The organism is Kitasatospora sp. NPDC051853, assembly GCF_044452665.1.
GTDB lineage: Bacteria > Actinomycetota > Actinomycetes > Streptomycetales > Streptomycetaceae > Kitasatospora.
On sequence record NZ_JBITBY010000003.1, the window covers coordinates 374,759 to 392,829 of the forward strand.

The 18,071-nt window shown below is 71.8% G+C and carries 16 protein-coding genes; 13 read left to right on the plus strand and 3 right to left on the minus strand.

Translation table 11 applies throughout. The features are described from left to right. Window position 1 precedes the first annotated feature (1 nt). From ACIA8O_RS10665 to ACIA8O_RS10725, 13 genes are all read left to right on the plus strand, one after another. Window positions 2–919 carry an ABC transporter ATP-binding protein gene (locus tag ACIA8O_RS10665; RefSeq protein WP_396293283.1) on the plus strand — a complete coding sequence of 306 codons (918 nt, stop codon included), beginning with the start codon at window positions 2–4 and terminating at the stop codon, window positions 917–919. 58 nt (window positions 920–977) lie between these two features. Continuing rightward, window positions 978–1,694 carry an ABC transporter permease gene (locus ACIA8O_RS10670; RefSeq protein ID WP_396293284.1) on the plus strand — a complete coding sequence of 239 codons (717 nt, stop codon included), beginning with the start codon at window positions 978–980 and terminating at the stop codon, window positions 1,692–1,694. Window positions 1,695–2,160: 466 nt separating this feature from the next. Then, complete coding sequence (locus tag ACIA8O_RS10675; protein WP_396293285.1) at window positions 2,161–2,742, plus strand: ArsR/SmtB family transcription factor; 582 nt, start codon at window positions 2,161–2,163, stop codon at window positions 2,740–2,742. 52 nt (window positions 2,743–2,794) lie between these two features. Then, on the plus strand, window positions 2,795–4,069 hold the full coding sequence (locus tag ACIA8O_RS10680; RefSeq protein WP_396293286.1) for an MFS transporter: 1,275 nt from the start codon (window positions 2,795–2,797) through the stop codon (window positions 4,067–4,069). Between the two features lie 124 nt (window positions 4,070–4,193). After that, a complete protein-coding gene (locus ACIA8O_RS10685) occupies window positions 4,194–4,352 on the plus strand; it encodes a hypothetical protein (RefSeq protein WP_396293287.1) in 159 nt (52 codons plus the stop codon). Window positions 4,353–4,427: 75 nt separating this feature from the next. Further along, complete coding sequence (locus ACIA8O_RS10690) at window positions 4,428–4,586, plus strand: hypothetical protein (RefSeq protein ID WP_396293288.1); 159 nt, start codon at window positions 4,428–4,430, stop codon at window positions 4,584–4,586. An 89-nt stretch (window positions 4,587–4,675) separates the two neighbouring features. Next, a complete protein-coding gene (locus ACIA8O_RS10695; protein WP_396293290.1) occupies window positions 4,676–5,788 on the plus strand; it encodes a hypothetical protein in 1,113 nt (370 codons plus the stop codon). After that, the gene (locus ACIA8O_RS10700; RefSeq protein WP_396293291.1) at window positions 5,781–7,130 is read left to right on the plus strand and encodes a radical SAM protein; all 1,350 of its coding nucleotides are present in this window, start codon (window positions 5,781–5,783) and stop codon (window positions 7,128–7,130) included. The genes ACIA8O_RS10695 and ACIA8O_RS10700 overlap by 8 nt, the downstream gene beginning before the upstream one ends. 193 nt (window positions 7,131–7,323) lie before the next feature. Then, a complete protein-coding gene (locus ACIA8O_RS10705) occupies window positions 7,324–8,049 on the plus strand; it encodes a FadR/GntR family transcriptional regulator (protein ID WP_396293292.1) in 726 nt (241 codons plus the stop codon). 99 nt (window positions 8,050–8,148) lie between these two features. Continuing rightward, entirely contained in the window at window positions 8,149–9,378 is a 1,230-nt protein-coding gene (locus tag ACIA8O_RS10710) for a CynX/NimT family MFS transporter (RefSeq protein ID WP_396293293.1), read from the plus strand. A 141-nt stretch (window positions 9,379–9,519) separates the two neighbouring features. Further along, window positions 9,520–10,731 (plus strand): pyridoxal-phosphate dependent enzyme, encoded by a 1,212-nt coding sequence (locus tag ACIA8O_RS10715; RefSeq protein ID WP_396293295.1) that lies wholly within the window; start codon window positions 9,520–9,522, stop codon window positions 10,729–10,731. Window positions 10,732–10,832: 101 nt separating this feature from the next. After that, on the plus strand, window positions 10,833–11,765 hold the full coding sequence (locus ACIA8O_RS10720) for a sporulation protein (RefSeq protein ID WP_396293296.1): 933 nt from the start codon (window positions 10,833–10,835) through the stop codon (window positions 11,763–11,765). 293 nt (window positions 11,766–12,058) lie between these two features. Beyond that, complete coding sequence (locus tag ACIA8O_RS10725; protein ID WP_396293298.1) at window positions 12,059–14,032, plus strand: LCP family protein; 1,974 nt, start codon at window positions 12,059–12,061, stop codon at window positions 14,030–14,032. Between the two features lie 82 nt (window positions 14,033–14,114). Here ACIA8O_RS10725 and ACIA8O_RS10730 read toward each other — a convergent pair whose 3' ends face one another. The 3 genes from ACIA8O_RS10730 to pheA form a co-directional block, all read right to left on the minus strand. Continuing rightward, on the minus strand, window positions 14,115–14,915 hold the full coding sequence (locus ACIA8O_RS10730) for an HAD family hydrolase (RefSeq protein WP_396293299.1): 801 nt from the start codon (window positions 14,913–14,915) through the stop codon (window positions 14,115–14,117). Then, complete coding sequence (gene serS / locus ACIA8O_RS10735) at window positions 14,912–16,186, minus strand: serine--tRNA ligase (protein ID WP_396293301.1); 1,275 nt, start codon at window positions 16,184–16,186, stop codon at window positions 14,912–14,914. The genes ACIA8O_RS10730 and serS overlap by 4 nt, the downstream gene beginning before the upstream one ends. Window positions 16,187–16,841: 655 nt before the next feature. Further along, window positions 16,842–17,777: a prephenate dehydratase gene (pheA, locus tag ACIA8O_RS10740; protein ID WP_396293302.1), complete on the minus strand. Its 936-nt coding sequence runs from the start codon at window positions 17,775–17,777 to the stop codon at window positions 16,842–16,844. Between the last annotated feature and the right edge of the window lie 294 nt (window positions 17,778–18,071).

Consider the following 18,071-nt stretch of genomic DNA (forward strand, 5'->3'; position numbering starts at 1 on the left):
CATGGCCGTCATCACCATCGACAAGGTCTCCCGCTGGTTCGGCAACGTGGTCGCCGTCAACGACGTCAGCATGGAGATCGGGCCGGGCATCACCGGTCTGCTCGGGCCGAACGGCGCGGGCAAGTCCACCCTCATCCACATGATGAGCGGGTTCCTGGCGCCCTCCGCCGGAGCGGTCACCCTGGACGGGGTGCCGATCTGGCGCAACCAGGAGGTCTACCGCAAGATCGGCCTGGTGCCGGAGCGGGAGTCGATGTACGACTACCTGACCGGTTGGGAGTTCGTGCTGGCCAACGCCGAACTGCACGGCCTGGCCGACCCGGGCGCGGCCGCGAAGAAGGCGCTCGGGCTGGTCGAGATGGAGTACGCCCAGGACCGGAAGACCGGGACGTACTCCAAGGGCATGAAGCAGCGGGTCAAGATGGCCTCGGCGCTGGTGCACGACCCCGAGGTGCTGCTGCTGGACGAGCCGTTCAACGGCATGGACCCGCGTCAGCGACTGCAACTCATGGAGCTCCTGCGGCAGTTCGGCTCGGCCGGGCGGACGGTGCTGTTCTCCTCGCACATCCTGGAGGAGGTCGAGCAGCTGGCCCGGCACATCGAGGTGGTGGTGGCCGGCCGGCACGCCGCCTCCGGTGACTTCCGGAAGATCCGCCGCCTGATGACCGACCGCCCGCACCGCTACCTGGTCCGCTCCAGCGACGACCGCCGGCTGGCCTCCGCGCTGATCGCGGACAGCTCCACCGCCGGCATCCAACTGGACTGGCACGAGCGGGCGCTGCGCATCGAGGCGATCAACTTCCCGCAGTTCACCACGCTGCTGCCGAAGGTCGCCAAGGAGGCCGGGATCCGGCTCTACACCGTCTCCCCGGCCGACGAGTCGCTGGAGAGCGTCTTCTCCTACCTCGTCGCCAACTGACGCCCCACCGCCGACGCTCCGTCGCTGACGCCCCGTCGCACCCGAAAGGCTGACCCCTGTGAACCTGACCGTCGCCAGGCTGACCGTACGCGGCCTGCTGGGGCGCCGCCGCGGCCTCCTGCTGCTGGCCGCGCCCGTGCTGCTGCTGGTGATCTCCGTGATCGCCCGCAGCGGCAGCGGGGACAAGCACGACCTGGCCACCACCATCCTCGGCCAGCTCTCGCTGGGCACCCTGGTCCCGCTGCTCGGCCTGATCGTCGGCACCGGCGTGATCGCCACCGAGATCGACGACGGCTCGATCGTCTACCTGCTGGCCAAGCCGCTGCCGCGCTGGCAGATCATCACCACCAAGCTCGCGGTGGCCGTGGTGACCACCTGGGTCTTCGCGGCCGTCCCGACCCTGGTCGCCGGGCTGGTCCTGGTCGGCACCGAGGACCAGCTCGCGGCCGGCTACGCGGTCGGCACCCTGGTCGCCGGTGCCGTCTACAGTGCGGTCTTCCTGCTGCTCTCGGTGGTCACCCGCAACGCGGTGGTGGCCGGCCTGGGCTACGCCCTGATCTGGGAGAGCCTGATCGGCAACTTCGTCGACGGCGCCAAGACCCTGAGCATCCAGCAGTGGGGCCGCAGCATCGCCGAGTCGGTCGCCGCCGAGGGCGCCATCGACGCCACCGTGGCCACCTCGGTCGCCGTCCCCCTGCTGATCGTGGTCATCCTCGGCGCCACCGCCCTGGCCGCCGTCAAGCTGGCCGGCCTCACCCTGGCCTCCGAGGAGTAGCCCGCACCACCCCGCACCGAGAACGAGGAGGGCCCCGGCGACCGCCGGGGCCCTCCTCGTTCTCGGGCACCCACCCGGAACCCTTCGGGGGTGGCCCAGGCCACCTCCCCCGACGGCCGTGCCGCACCCCCGAAGGTGACCACATGCTCACACCGCGTGGATCACCCGCACCACCCCCGTTCGGCGGGGTGTGCCCCGGGCCGCCCCGTGCTAGACGGGCTGTCAGCTAGTGGTGGCCGCATTTCCCGTGGTCCAGCGCGTGCTGCCGGGTGCGGGTGCCGGCGAGCGCGGCCCCGCCCGTCGCCCCTGCTCTCCGGGCCGGTCGCCCGAGGGGCCGGCCTGCATGTCCACGGCTACCCCACGTGACCACAAGTCCTTTGCATCGTCTGCGATTTGATTCAGGTTTGCCAGGATTGCCCGCTCCGAAGGCTAGGTCAGAAGGAAAAACTTCGGATATTCTGACGCTATGCAGCCACCAAACGGCCCCTCGCGGGCATCCATCCACATCGACGACCCGAAGGTCATGCGGGCGCTGGCCCACCCGGCACGGCTGGCGATCATGGCGCGCCTCTCCGAGGTCGGCCCGGGGACGGCGACCGAGTGTGCGGAGGTCACGGGCCTTTCCCCCTCCGCGACCAGCTACCACCTGCGAGCGCTCGCGGACGCCGAACTCATCGAGGAGGCGGAGCACACCGACGGGCGCAAGCACCTGTGGCGGGCCAGGGCGTCGCGGATGGTGGTGGGCGCGAGCGAGGACGACGGCGGTGTGGCCAGCCGGCACCTGCTGCGCGAACTGCTCAACCGCAGCGACCGCCAGCTGGAGCAGTGGCTCGACGTCGAGGAGTCGCAGCCGCAGGAGTGGCGCGAGGCCCTGTCGATCGTCAACGCCCGCGTGGAGGTGCACCCCGCGGAGCTGGCGCAGCTGATCGGCGACATCAACGCCCTCTTCGAGGCGTACACGGGCAAGGCGCGAGAGGGTGCCGAGTCCGGGCGTCGACCGGTGACGATCTCGCTGAGGGCCGTCCCGGAGGCCAAAACTTCGAAGTAGAAGTTTCGAAAAACGCTTGCCACTGCCAACTTCGAAGTAATAACTTCGAAGCATGACTTCGGCCGCCACAAGCGACCGTCTCCCCGGTCACGTGACGGCGATCGCCGTCACGTTCCTGGTCTCGTGTCTGGGGGACGGGCTCGCCATCACAGCCTTGATGCTCGACTTCCACGACCGGGGGACCGGGGGAACCGGCATCGCCGCACTCTTCGCGGCGATGTCCGTACCGGCGATCCTGCTGGCCGGCCTCGCCGGACGGATCGCCGACCGCCACCCCGCCGGACGGACCCTCCTGCCACTGGGGGTGGCTCTGGTCGCGGTCTGCGTCCTGATGTCCTTCGCCCGTACGGTCCCCTTGCTCGTCGCCGGACTCGCGGTGCTCTCGGGACTGATGGCCGTCGCGGGGCCGGTCTTCGTGAAGGCCGTGCTCGACGCTTCACCGGGGCCCCTGATGAGCCGGGCCGGCGCCCGGATCTCGATGGCCTCCAGTCTCGGCTTCCTGATCGGCCCGGCTGTCGGTGCCGTCCTCATGGACGCCGTCGGCCTGCGGGGCGTGCTCCTGGCCGACGCGGTGACCTACCTGGCCGTGCCCCTGGTCGCGCTGTTCCTGCCCCGGTCCGCTGCGTCGGCCGAGGCCCCGGAGAGCGGGGGCGGCGCGCCTCCGTCCGGCGCGTCGGGCCTGCTGCCGGGGCTGCGGCTCCTCCTGCGACAGGCCGCGGAAGCGCGGATCGTGGTCGTCGGAGCGGTGCTGACCTTCACCCTGCAGGTCACCAACGTGGTGGAGGTCTACCTGGTGCGCGACGGCTACGGTGCCAGCGCCACCGTCTTCGGCCTGGTGACCATGGTGTGGGCCGGAGCGCAGATCATCGGCACCGGCGGCGCGGGCCGAGCCCTCTCGGAGCGGCCCACCGGACGGACCGCCACCTTCACGGTCCTGACCGTGGCCGTGGCCCTGCTGGCCATCGCCGTTCTCGACAGCCTGCCCGGACTGTTCGTCCTGACGGTGCTCGCGGGCGCCGCCAACGGAGCGTTCGGCGTCGCCCGTCAGACGGCCCTCGGGCGGGCCATCGACCCGGCCGGACGAGGCAGCGCCGCGGCTGCCCACTCGGCAGTGCTGAGCACCGCCACGGTCCTCGCCCTGATGAGCGCCGGCCTCGTCTCCACCCTCGTGGCACCACGCACCGTCTACGCCGTCGCGGGCGGCGTCCTGCTCGCGGCCCTCGTGGCCGTGCACCTGTACCGGCCTGTCCGCCAGGAGGAGAGGCCCCCGGCACGCGCCGCGCGCGGCCGGACCACGACGCCGGTTCCGGCGTCACCCATGGACTGATCCGTTCGCCGTCCGGCGGCTGGATCTCGGCGGGCCTGGAGCGGTGCGTTCGCGCGCCCGGCAGGCTCTGCCAGCACCACCTTTCACGAATCATCAACTACCGAGAGAAAGAAGGGAGTTCAGAATGACGACTCTGGAGATGCGGCTGCAGGCGATGAGCGCGGAGCTCGCGCAGGGTGAGCCGGTCATGGTCCACGACGACAAGGTGGTCACCGCCGGTGACCTGCTGTCGGACGACAGCCTGCCGGGCCTGTGGAACATCCTCAACTGGGGCTGTGCCTGATCGCCTGCCCTGCGGGCTCTGTTGGTAACACCTTTTGCATCACGTCAACCACTGTGTAATGAGGGGGAGTTCAGAATGACGACTCTGGAGATGCGGCTGCAGGCGATGAGCGCGGAGCTCGCGCAGGGTGAGCCGGTCATGATCCACGACGACAAGGTGGTCACCGCCGGCGACCTGCTGTCGGACGACAACCTGCCGGGCCTGTGGAACATCCTCAACGGCGGCTGCTTCTAGTACGCCCAGCGCCGGGGGGTGCCGGGCACTTCGAAGTCCGGCATCCCCCGGGCCCCTCCCGTAGACCAGAGCCAGAGGAGATTCCCGTCATGACGATCGCACCAGCCGAGACGACCATCGACGCCCGCGTCCTGAAGGGCGTGGAGACGCTGTTCGACGGATACGCGCAGCTGAGCACGGACGACACGCTGATGGTCATCTACACCCCGGACTGCCGGGACCAGGCCTCGCTGCTCGTGCTCGCCGCCCAGGACAGGGGCGTCGCCGCCGGCGCGCTCGGCATGGCCCCCGTCGAGGACCTCGGGTTCCACGGGCGCCTCAAGGCCGCGCTCCCGTCCCCCGAGAGCCTGACCGGCCGACTGGTCGTCATCACGATCGAGCGCGACACCATGTCCCACGCGCACATCCTGCGCCACGAGATCGAAGCGTACGGCGACCGGGTCCTGCCGATCCGGATCATCAACGGCAGCTGGGAGTTCTTCCGGCTCGCGCTCGGGCCCACGCCCGCCGAGCTCAGCGCGATCAACGCCGGTCTGCTGCACCGCTTCCTGGCCGCCAAGCACCTCGCGGTCACCACCAGCTCCGGTAGCGAACTCGAGATCACCCTGGACAACGACCGCTACCGCTGGCTGAGCAACCGTGGTGTGTGGCGTCCCGGTTCCTTCGTCATCCTGCCCGCCGGGGAGGTCGCCACCTATCCCGCGTCCGTCTCGGGCCGGATCGTCGCCGACGGGGCGTTCAACGTCAACAAGGCCGTGCGGATGGACGCGCGTCTCGGTGAGAACCCCCTCACCGTGGAGCTGAAGAACAGCGACGTCGTCTCCTACTCCTGTGCCGACGAGAAGATCGCCACGCTGTTCGGCCGCTGCATCCAGAGCGACCACGGCAACCACGTCGGAGAGCTCGGGTTCGGCACGAACATCGGCATCGACGACTTCATCGGGATGAACTCCCACATCAACGAGCGTCACCCCGGCGTCCACCTCGGCTTCGGTCAGCACGGTCAACTCCTGGACGTCGTCGATTACTTCACCGACATCCACATCGACCTGATCACCAGTGACGCCACCATCCACATCGACGGCGACCCGGTCCCGCTGACCTCGCGCACCCTCACGCCCAGCGCCCTCCCGCACCCCGCCAACGTCAACGACGAGGACATCGACGGTGACTGCTGCGGTGCCCGGACCCCGCATGAGTGACCTGGCTCCCAGCCGCTACGCCGTCCACAGCGACAACGCCTACACCAACAGTGCGGGCAAGCGGCTGCGGCTGGTCTACGGAACCCGGCGCGCCGTCACCATGGCGATCGCCGAGGACACCGCGGACCTCCTGAGGGCGGGCCACGTCCCTTCCGGCGACCCGGAGTTGCTCCAGCGCCTGGTCGACGTGGAGCTCGTGGTGCCGGCGGGCAGCGACGAGCTCGGCGTCATCGTCGACCGCTCGCGCCGGGCGGTCAGGGACGACACCCACCGCTCCTTCACGCTGATGCCCACTTCCTACTGCAACATGGGTTGCACCTACTGCGGCCAGGAGCACACCAAGGGCCGTCTTCCCGGCAGCCACCGTGACGCGATCGCCGCCCGGGTGGAGCGGACCATCGCCGCGGACGGCATCCGTGACGTGCGGGTCCGCTGGTTCGGCGGGGAGCCGATGATGGGCTACGCCGTCGTCCTCGACCTCAGCCGTCGCTTCGTCGAAGCGGCCGGGGCGGCCGACGTCTCGTACGGGGCCACGATGGTCACCAACGGCTCCCTGCTCACCCTCCGCAAGCTCCGCCGACTGCAGGACGAGGCGCGGGTCTCACGGTTCTGCATCACGTTGGACGGACCCGAGCGGATCCATGACCGGAGCCGGCTCCTCAAGTCCGGCGGCGTCTCCTTCCGGCACATCACCACCGTGATCGCCCAGGCGCTGGCCGACGAGGACCTGGCCGGAGTCTCCTTCGAGCTCCGTACCAACGTGACGACGTCCAACGCGGACCACATCGACGAGTACCTGCGGCAGATGGCCGCGCTCGGCTTCGCGCACCCGCGGGTGTCCTTCGCGCTGGAGCCCGTCCACTCCTGGTCGAACGACGTCTCCGGCATCGCGCTCAGCAGTGCCGCGTACGCCGAGCGCGAGGCGGGCTGGCTCGCCACGATGACGGACCTCGGTCTCAACTTCATGGTCCTGCCGACCGCCTCCAAGCCCGTCGTGTGCGCCGCCGTCACGATGAACTCCGAGATCGTCAGCAGCACCGGGGCCATCTTCTCGTGCAGTGAGCAGCCGCTGGTGCCGGAGGCCGAGGCGAACCAGGTGCTGGCCCACATCACGGAGATCGCCCCGGACGACAGGCGCCCCACGGGGCCTTTCGACGACTGGCACGACCGGGTCCAGAGCGGGAAGGCCCCGTGCGCGGGCTGTCCCATGCTGGGGATCTGTGGTGGATCGTGTCCGAAGCTCTGGTCCGAAGGGGGTACCCCGTGCCCGAGTTACAAGCAGAACTTCCAGCAGCGCCTGGCCCTGGTGGCCCGCAGGTACCGGCTCACGCCGGCGACCTGACCTCCCGGAGGTGCTTCGTGCAGTGGGCGTGGGATCCGACCGGACCCCACGCCCACTGTCGTGTTCCCCGGCGCGCTCCGGGTGGGCCCGGCGGCGGGACGGAGCCTCCTGGGGGCAGTTGTAGGATGACCGGGCAAGAGGTTGTAGGATGACTGGCGTCCACTGCTGAGCGATCCCGGAAGGAGCCCCCCTGATGAGTGCGGACGGGCTGCAGGCCGCCGGGCGGCGCTCGCTGGTGGACGTGACGATCGAGCAGCTGCGGGAGCAGCTGAGTGCCGGGAGCTGGCCGGTCGGGGCGCGGATCCCGACCGAGCACGAGCTGGCCGAGCGGCTCGGGGTGGGGCGGAACACGGTGCGGGAGGCGATCCGGGTGCTGGTGCACGCGGGGATGCTGGTCTCGCGCCAGGGGGAGGGCACCTTCGTGACCTCGACCACCGACCCGGCCGCGGTGCTGCGCGGGGTGCAGCGCTCCGGCGTCCGGGACGTGCTGGAGGTCCGGGCCGCGCTGGAGGCCGAGGCGGCCCGGCTGGCCGCCGTGCGGCACACCCCCGAGGACGTCGCCCGGATGCGGGCCGCGCTGGCCCGCGAGGCCGAGATCATCGCCACCGAGCCCGACCGGGCCGGCCGCGAGGCCACCGTCGAGCACGACCTGGAGTTCCACACCGCGGTGGTCGAGGCCGCCCACAACCCGGCGCTGACCGAGGTCTACCGGTACTTCGGGGCCTCGGTGCGCGAGTCGATGCGGACGGCGTTCGGCGACCACGAGATGCCCGAGGTGGTCGTGGCCACCCACGAGGCGCTGGTGGACGCGATCGAGAGCGGTGACCCGGAGCTGGCCGAGGCGGCCTGTCGCCGGCTGCTCGCGGAGCCCACGGCCGCCGTGGAGCAGCTGCTCGCCGCCATCGCCGCGCGGAAGTGACGACCGTTCAGCCCAGGTCGTGACCCGCGTTCTCCGCCGCCCCCGGGCGGCTCCTTCCTCGTTCCTGCCTCGTCCTTGCCCGGAGAAGACACCACCGTCATGACGGTCACCCACGCCCAGCAGCAGCTCACCACCCCGACGGTCCGTACCCGTACCAGGCTCGCCCACCCCGCGCTGATGCTGATCGGCATCGTGCTGGTGGCGCTCAACATGCGGGCCTGCCTGGCCGCGATCTCCCCGCTGGTCGGCGAGATCCAGCGCACCTTCGGCCTCTCGGCCACCGCCAGCGGCCTGATCACCACGGTGCCGGTGCTGTTCCAGGGCCTGGGCGCGCCGCTGACGCCCCGTCTGACCCGGCGCTTCGGCGCGGAGAAGGTGGTGCTCGGGGCGGTGCTCACGCTGGGCGCGGGCGTGCTGCTGCGGGTGATGCCGCACGTGGCGGCGCTGTACGCCGGCTGCGTGGTGATCGGGGTCGCGATCGCGGTGCTGAACGTCTCCATGCCGGGCCTGGTGAAGCGGGAGTTCCCGGAGAAGGCCGCCACCATGACCGGCGTCTACTCCACCACCATGCTGGTCGGCGCGACCCTCGCGGCCGGTGCCTCGGTGCCGCTGGAGCGGGTGCTCGGCGGCGGCTGGCAGGGTTCGCTGGCGGCCTGGTCGGTGCTGGCCGTGGTGGCGGCGGTGGCCTGGCTGCCGCAGGTGCTGAAGTCCCGTCAGGAGAAGGCCGTGGTCGCGGCCGCGCCGACCGGGACGCCGATCGCGAACATCTGGAGGAACGGGCTGTCCTGGCGGATCAGCGTCTTCATGGGCGTCTCCTCGCTCATGGTCTACACGCTGGTGGCCTGGATGCCGACCATCCTGGCGGACCACGGCATGGACCGCGGCGAGGCCGGTCTGGTCTTCGCGTTCAGCAACCTGGTGCAGGTGGCCGGCGCCTTCCTGGTGCCGCTGATCGCCGGCCGGATGACCCGTCAGCGCGGGCTCGCGGTCGTGATGGCCGGGCTCAACGCGGTGGGCGTCACCGTCCTGCTGCTGGCCCCGGTCTCCGGTGCCTGGCTGGCCGCGGGCGTGCTCGGCATCGCCCAGGGCGGTTCGCTCGGCCTGGCGCTGGCCTTCATCGTGCTGCGCACCCGCAGCGCGCTGGGCGCGGCCCAGCTGGGCGGCATGACCCAGGCGGTGGGCTACCTGGTGGCGGCCGCCGGGCCGGTCGGCGCGGGCGCGCTGCACCAGCTGACGGGCGGGTGGGACCTGCCGCTCGCGCTGCTGCTGGCGCTCGCGGCGGTGGCGGCGGTGGCCGGCTGGGGCGCGGGGCGCAACCAGGTCCTCTGACCGCGGCCGCCCCGTCCCCGCGGTGCCTCGCCGCCCCGCCGCCGCGCCGTCCCCGCGACCTGACACAGTCGGGGTGCCGATCGGCCCGGGCAGCGCGCGAAGGGGCCCGCGACCACCCTCCGTGTCCCTACGGTTGGCGGCATGACAGCTGCCCCCTCCCTGGCCACCTCGCAGGTCTCGCTCGGCGATCCCGAGGTCCGGTACCCGCTCTGGCCCGCCCTCACCGCCGGGTGCCCGGCCACCAGCACCCCCGAGACCGCGTACCCGGTCGAGGTCGACTACGACTACGCGGCCGTCCCGGCCGGGCTGTTCGAGCAGCAGCCCGGCCCGGGGCTGGACCGCTGGGCCCCGCTGCTGCCCCCGCTGGACGCGCCCACCCTCGGGGAGGGCGGCACCCCGCTGCTCGCCCTCCCCGACTCCACGCTGGTCAAGGACGAGTCCCGGAACCCGACCTGGAGCCACAAGGACCGCCTCAACCGCGTCACGGTGAGCGCCGCCGTCCACCAGGGCGCGGGCGGCATCGTGGTCGCCTCCTCCGGCAACCACGGCGCCTCGGCCGCCGCGTACGCCGCCCGGGCGGGGCTGCGCTGCGTGGTGCTGGCCTCGGCGAGTTCGCCGCCGGCCGTGCAGTCCTTCCTGAACGCCTACGGGGCGGTGGTGCTGCCGGTGCCGGCCGAGGCCCGCTGGCCGCTGCTGCGGCTGATCGCCGAGCGGACCGGCCTGCACCCCGTCAGCAACCACACCCGCACCCACACCGGCCACGGCTTCGGCGCCGAGGGCTACAAGACGGTGGCGTACGAGCTGCACGCCGAGGTCGGCACCCCGGCGGCGGTGTTCGTGCCGACGGGGTACGGGGAGCTGCTGTACGGGGTGTGGAAGGGCTTCGCCGAGCTGTACCGGCTGGGGGTGGCGGCCCGGGTGCCGCGGGTCTTCAGCTGCGAGCCGGCCGTCGGCGGCCCGCTGGCGGCGGCGGTGCGGACGGGCACCCCGGCGGCGGTGGTGGAGGTCGGCCCGACGGAGGCGTACGCCATCGACGTCACCAACGGGGGCCACCGCGGGGTGCGGGCGGTGACCGCGAGCGGCGGTGCCCCGCTGCTGCTGACGGACCGGGAGGTCCGGGCGGCGCAGGGGGAGCTGGCGGCCCAGGGGATGTGGACCGAGTTCTCCTCGGCGATCGGGCTGGCCGGGCTGCGGCAGCTGGGCGGGCCGGCGGCCTTCGACGGTCCGGTGGTCTGCGTCTCCACCTCCAGCGGCTTCAAGGACCTGCGGGTGGGCACCGAGCGGGCCGAGGCGCTGGATCCGGACTGGGCGGTGGTGGCCGGCCGGCTGAAGGCCGCGGGGATCGAGGTCTGACCAGCCCGGTGCGCGGGTGGAGCACTTCGGAGGAACCGGGCCGCCGTCCCCTGCGTTTCTCCGTTCGCCGTTCCCCTCTTCCGGAGTTGGAGTACCACCCCATGGTGTTCAAGAAGCTGCTCGGTGCCCTCGGTGTCGGTGGCCCGACCGTCGACACGGTGCTGTCCACGCCCGTGGTGCGGCCCGGCGGCCTGATCGAGGGTCAGGTCCACCTGACCGGCGGCACCCAGGAGTCGAAGGTCAACGCGATCACCCTCGACCTGGTCGCCCGGGTGGAGATCGAGCACGCCGAGGGCGAGGCGAACGGCCTGGCCGGTTTCGCCCGGCACGTGGTCACCGGTCCGTTCACCTTGGCGGCGGGCGAGCAGCGCTCGCTCCCGTTCTCCTTCGCGGCCCCGTACGAGATCCCGGTGACCGAGCTGGCCGGTCAGCACCTGCACGGCATGGCGCTGGGCGTGCGGACCGAGGTGGACATCGCCGGGGCCCGGGACAAGGGCGACGCCGACCCGCTCGGGGTGGAGCCGCTGCCGGTGCAGCGCCGGCTGCTGGAGGCCTTCGCGGCGCTCGGCTTCCGTTTCCACGGCGCCGACCTGGAGGCCGGGCGGATCCACGGCACGGCGCAGGACCTGCCGTTCTACCAGGAGATCGAGTACCTGGCCGCGCCGCAGTACGCGGGCCGGTTCGGCGCGCTGGAGCTGACCCTGATCACCTCGGCCGAGCGGGTCGAGGTGGTGCTGGAGTTCGACCGGAGCGGCAGCGACGTGATCAACCACCACGTGGTGGAGCACGCGGCGGCCGAGCAGGACCTGACCGGGCTGGTGGACGGCTGGATCCAGGAGGCGCTGGCCAAGGGCTCGTACGGCCACGGCGGCGGGCACGGCCACGGCGACGGGCACGGCGGGCACGGCTTCGGCGGCGGCCTGGTGGCCGGGGCGGCGGTCGGTGCGGTCGGCGGCCTGGTGGTGGAGGAGTTCATGGACGAGGTGGTCGAGGAGGCGTTCGAGGACGCCTTCGAAGAGGCCTTCGAGGACTGATCCGGCCGATGGCCTGACGGGGTGTCACCGTCCGCCCGCACTGCCCCCGCGGTCCTGGCGGCGGTGACCGTGCGGCGCCGCCGGAAGGTCCGGCCGGGACGGTGGGGACCGTGGGGACGGGGTCACGGGGCTTGGGGGATCCTGCAATCGGGAGCCCGCCCCGTGACTCCGCAATGTTGCCTTTATATGCTCCGCAGAAGCTCTCTACGGCTGTATGCGGTCCTTCTCGGCCGCCGGGGCCCTGGGGCGTGAGCTGACGGAGTAGTACCTGGCTGCTGGTGGAGGGTGTGCGAATGTCTGGCCAGAGGCCGGGGTCCCCGGACCACGCCGAATGGTGGCGCGACGACGCCGCCCACGGGGGGGCCTACCAGGACCCCTACCAGCAGCAGGCGTACCCGCAGCAGCAGGGCCAGCAGCAGGGCCAGTACCAGCAGTACCCGCAGCAGGGCCAGCAGGGGTACTACCAGCAGCCGCAGTACCCGCAGCAGGACGTGTACCAGCAGCCGCAGTACCAGCAGGTGCCCCAGCAGGTCCCGCCGCAGGACCGGACCCACCGCGCCGCCCCGGAGCCCGAGCAGGTGCCGGAGCACTCCGACCAGGAGCCGGTGCCCCGGCAGCCCACCGGGGGCCGGGCCGAGGCGCGGCGGGCCCAGCAGGCGGCCGCCCTGGCCGCGCAGGGCCGCACGGGCGCCGAGGACGGCGTGCCGCCGGCCGGGCCCGGCCGGGCGGCGGCCAGGGCCGCCGCGGCCAAGGGGGCGCCCAAGCGCAACCGGAAGAAGGCCGTCGCCTGGGTGGCGGCCGGGGCGATGGCCCTGGTGGTCTGTGCCGGCGGCGCGCTCTACCTGAAGTTCAACGGCAACCTCAACACCTTCGGCAGCGACGGCCTGAACGAGGACCGCCCGGACGCCGCCGCGCCCGACGCCAACGGCAACACCCCGCTCAACGTGCTGCTGATCGGCTCCGACTCGCGGGCCGGCGACAACGCCAACCTGGGCGGCGGCGAGGAGGGCGGCGCGCGCTCCGACACCACGATCCTGTTGCACGTCTACGCCGACCGGAAGCACGCGGTGGGCGTCTCCTTCCCGCGCGACGCGCTGGTCACCCGCCCCAAGTGCAAGCTCCCGAACGGGAAGTGGACCAAGGAGGAGACCGGGGTCATGTTCAACTCCGCCTTCTCCGTGGGCGGCACCGAGGAGGGCAACCCGGCCTGCACCCAGAACACCGTGGAGAAGCTCACCGGTCTGCGGGTCGACCACACCATCGTGGTGAGCTTCCAGGGCTTCGCCGCCATCACCGATGCGGTCGGCGGCGTCAACGTCTGCCTGCCCAACGCCATCAACGAGGGCGACCTCAACCCGAACCTGCACCGCAAGGGCAAGCAGATCTTCCCCAAGGGCGAGCAGAAGGTCTCCGGCCAGAAGGCGCTGGACTACGTCCGGCTCCGGCACGGCATCGGCGACGGCTCCGACATCGGCCGGATGAAACGCCAGCAGGCCTTCCTCGGCTCGCTGATCAAGGACGTCAAGGCCAAGGGCATGGACGCCGGGACGCTGCTCCCGCTGGCCGACGCGGCCACCAAGTCGATCACCGTGGACGAGGCGCTCGGCTCCCCGGCCAAGCTGCTCTCCTTCGCGCTGCAGATGAAGAACATCGACCTGAAGAACATCAAGTTCATCACCCCGCCGTGGCGCTTCGAGGGCTCCCGGGTGGCCTTCCAGAAGCCCGACGTGGACGCCCTCTGGGCCGCGCTGAAGAGCGGCCGCACACTGGACGGCCAGGACGCCAACGCGCCCGCCGCGGGCGGCGGTTCGCCCGCCCCGGCCCCCTCGGCCCCGCCGTCGCCCACCGCCGTGCCGACCCCGGCCGCCCCGTCCGCGGTCAAGGGCGCCGGCGTGAAGGTGAACGTCTACAACGGCACCACCACGGCCGGACTGGCCAACGACGCGGTGACCAAGCTGAAGGACTCCAAGTTCACGGTCGGCACCACCGGGAACGCCGCCACCCAGAACCACACCGGGACCACCGTGCAGTACGGCCCGGGGCAGAAGGCCGGCGCCCAGCTGGTGGCCGACCTGTTCCCCGGGGCCACCCTGGAGTCCTCCACCAAGTCCGGGATCAACCTGGTGCTAGGCCAGGACTACGCGGCGGCCAACGGCGGCTCCACCCCGGGCGGCGCCGGTGCCACCCCGAGCGCGCTGCCCAGCAGCATCTCGCAGGCGGCCCGCTCCGCCGACGCCCCGGCCTGCGACGACCTCACCTACGGCTGACAAGCCGTCAGGGGCCCGGTGCGCGTGCACCGGGCCCCTGCTGACGGTCCGTCGGACGGGCCCCGCGGCCCTGGCTCCCGGCTCAGCCGTAGAGCCGCTCCAGGACGACGGCCACGCCGTCCTCGTCGTTGCTCGTGGTCACCTCGTCGGCCACCGCGAGCAGCTGCTCGTGGGCGTTGGCCATCGCCACCCCGTGCCCGGCCCAGCCGAACATCGGGACGTCGTTCGGCATGTCGCCGAAGGCGATGGTCCCGGAGCCCTTCACGCCCAGCCGGTGCGCGGCCACCGCGAGGCCGGTGGCCTTGGACAGGCCCAGCGGCAGCATCTCGACCACGCCGGGGCCGGCCATCGTGATGGTCACCAGGTCGCCCGCCAACCGCTCGGCCACGGCGGTCAGTTCGTCGTCGGTGTGGCCCGGGTGCTGGAGGTAGAGCTTGCTCACCGGCTCGGTCAGCAGCTCGTCCCGCTCCACCCTGCGGACGGGCAGCCCGGTGCCGATCTCCAGCGCGTAGCCGGGGCCGGTGATCACCTCGCCGTCCAGCCCGTCCTGGCTGGCGGCGACCGCCAGGGTGCCGGTCTCGGCCTCGATCTTGGCCAGCGCGGTGGCGGCCAGCCGCCGGTCCAGGGTGAGCGAGGTGAGCAGCCGGTGCTCGCCCGCGTCGTAGACCTGGGCGCCCTGCGCGCAGACCGCCAGACCCGTGTAGCCGATCTCGTCGAAGACCGTCCTGGTCCAGCGCGCTCCCCGCCCGGTCACGATGATGTGCCGCGCACCGGCCGCGCCGGCCAGGGCCAGCGCGGCGCGGTTGCGCTCCGAGACGGTCTCCGCCGAGTTCAGCAGGGTGCCGTCCAGGTCGGTCGCGACCAGGCGGGGGAGCGGGGTCACTTGACGGGTTCCAGGACGGAACGCCCGCCGAGGTAGGGCCGCAGCGCCTCGGGGACGACCACCGAGCCGTCCTCCTGCTGGTGGTTCTCCAGCAGCGCCACGATGGTGCGCGGCACGGCCACCAGGGTGCCGTTCAGGGTGGCCAGCGGGCGCACCCCGTTCTCGTCGCGCAGGCGGATGGCCAGGCGGCGGGACTGGTACTCGGTGGTGTTCGAGGTCGAGGTGACCTCGCGGTACTTGCCCTGGGTCGGGACCCAGGCCTCGATGTCGAACTTGCGGACCGCCGAGGCGCCGAGGTCGCCGGAGGCGACGTCGATCACCCGGTAGGGCAGCTCCAGCGCGTTCAGGAAGTCCTTCTCCCACTGGAGCAGGCGGCGGTGCTCGGCCTCGGCGTCCTCGGGCGTGGTGAAGACGAACATCTCCACCTTCTCGAACTGGTGCACCCGGATGATGCCGCGGGTGTCCTTGCCGTAGGTGCCGGCCTCGCGGCGGAAGCAGGAGGAGTAACCGGCGTACCGCAGCGGCAGCTTGTCCGCGTCCAGGATCTCGTCCATGTGGTACGCGGCGAGCGGGACCTCGGAGGTGCCGACCAGGTAGCGGTCCTCCTCCTCCAGGAAGTAGACGTTCTCCGCCGCCTGGCCCAGGAAGCCGGTGCCGTCCATGGCCGCCGGGCGGACCAGGGCCGGGGTGATCATCGGGATGAAGCCGGCCGAAGTGGCCTGCGCGATCGCCATGTTGACCAGGGCGAGCTCCAGCAGCGCGCCGACGCCGGTCAGGTAGTAGGAGCGGGCGCCGGCCACCTTGGCGCCGCGCTCGGTGTCGATCGCACCGAGGATCTTGCCCAGCTCGACGTGGTCGCGGGGCTCGAAGCCCTCGGCCGCGAAGTCGCGCGGGGTGCCGATCTCCTCGAGGGTGACGAAGTCCTCCTCGCCGCCGACCGGGGCGGCCGGGTCGATCAGGTTCGCCAGCCCGCGGGCGAGGCGGTCGGCCTCCTCGGTGGCCTCGCGGAGCTCGGCCTCGGCGGCCTTCACCTCGGCGGACAGCTCACCGGTCCGCTTCAGCAGGCCGGCCTTCTCCTCGCCCTGGGCCTTGGGGATCTGCTTGCCCAGGCTCTTCTGCTCACTGCGCAGCTCGTCGAAGCGCGTGGAGGAGGAGCGGCGCCGCTCGTCGGCGGCGAGGAGGGAGTCGACCAGGTCGACGTCCTCTCCACGGACGCGCTGCGAGGCGCGCACTCGGTCGGGGTCCTCACGGAGCAGGCGAAGGTCAATCACGGGGCCCAGCCTACCGGGGTGGGGGGCCCCGGCCGGAACCGGTTTCTCCGGTGTCGGACACTGTCCGGTTCGTTCTTTTATGTCTGTTTCTGTGGCACTATGTCCCCGCGCAGGTGTCAGGTCGGGCCCCGGACTGTGTCGGGTAGCTGGGGATAACCCCGCCGAGCCTGTGGATAACCGCTGTGGAGAACCGCTCCGGAGCCCGCTTTCCACAGGCCTGGCGGCCGTCCTGTGGATGGGGTGGATGTGACGGCTGTGATGCCGATCTGCCAAGGAATTGAGGTTTGAAACCTCGATACACCCACACGGGTAAGGGAATTTCCCCACTCGGTCGGGTGATTTGCCGGATCAGGGGTGACTCTGGTCCGATTAGTCGGCTCCGACCGGGAAGCAGATGATCTGACCAGCTCTCCCAGTGGATATGCCGGTTTGTCGACTCGTCCCCAGGGCTGTGGATAACCCGGTGGAAGACCGCCTGTGGAAGGCCCCCACGGGCCTGTGGACGAAGCGCGCCGCCCGCCCGGTGGGGCGGACGGCGGTCCGGGACGCTCACTGCACCGCGCGGGTGAAGCGTCTCGCGTGTCGGCAATGGCACCTGAACGGTCGAAAGCGGTCCGCCCGGATCAGTTCCGGGCAAAGACCGCGGAGAAGGGCCTCAGAGTTCCCCGCGCCCGTCCAGACAGCGGGAGAGCCAGTCGGCGGCCGCGCTGAAATCCCGGTCGGTGGTGCCCGGCCGGATCGCGGTCGGCGCCCCGTGGTCCGCCCGCGGATAGGAACCGAGGAAACGCACCTGCGGACAGATCCGCCGCAGGCCCATCAGCGCCTCGCTCACCCGCCGCTCGCTCAGGTGCCCCTCGCAGTCGATCAGGAAGCAGTACTGCCCGAGCCCCTCGCCGGTCGGCCGGGACTCGATCCGCATCAGGTTGATCCCGCGCACCGCGAACTCCTGCAGCAGCTCCAGCAGCGCGCCGGGGTGGTCGTCCGGCAGCCAGACCACCATCGAGGTCTTGTCCGCCCCGGTCGGCGAGGAGACCCGCCCCGGCCGGCCGACCAGCACGAACCGGGTGGTCGCGTTCGCGGCGTCGTGGATGTCCGTGACCAGCGGCTCCAACTGGTAGATGGGCGCCGCGAACTCCCCGGCGAACGCCCCGTCGAACCGGCCCTCCTGGACCAGCCGCGCGCCGTCCGCGTTCGAGGCCGCCGACTCCCAGCGGGCGTCCGGCAGGTTCGCCGCCAGCCACTTGCGCACCTGCGGCTGCGCCACCGGGTGGCTGGTCACCGTCTTGATGTCCTCCAGGGTGGTGCCGGGGCGCACCAGCAGCGCGAAGGAGATCGGCAGCAGCACCTCGCGGTAGATCATCAGCGGCCCGCCGTTGGCGAGTTCGTCGCTGGTCGCGGTGACGGCGCCCTCCACGGAGTTCTCCACCGGCACGAAGGCCCCGCTCGCCTCCCCGCCCCGCACGGCGTCCAGCACCGCCGGCACCGAGGCCAACGGCACCAACTCCCGGGTCGCCGCCTCCGGCAGCGTCCGCAGCGCCGCCTCGGTGAACGTCCCCTCGGGGCCCAGGTAGGTGTAGCGGGTGGCCGACATACCGCCTCCGAACGCATCGCATCAGCCCGACCGACCCACCTTAGCCAGTCCCGGGAGCCCCCACCGCCCCGTCCGCCGAGTGGGCATCCCGGGGCGCGGGGAACGCACGTGGTTACACCGGGGGCGCGAGGAACTGCGCGACTCGGAAGACCACTCACCTGCACCTGAGGGCACGTCAGCCAGTTGCAGGTGCTGCCGTTCCCCTGCGCGCAGTTCCTCGCGCCCCTGCGGGGCGCACTCCTTGCCCCGGGGGTTATCCCCACCTCGGGGAGGCCAGGGGACTCCATGGTCCGG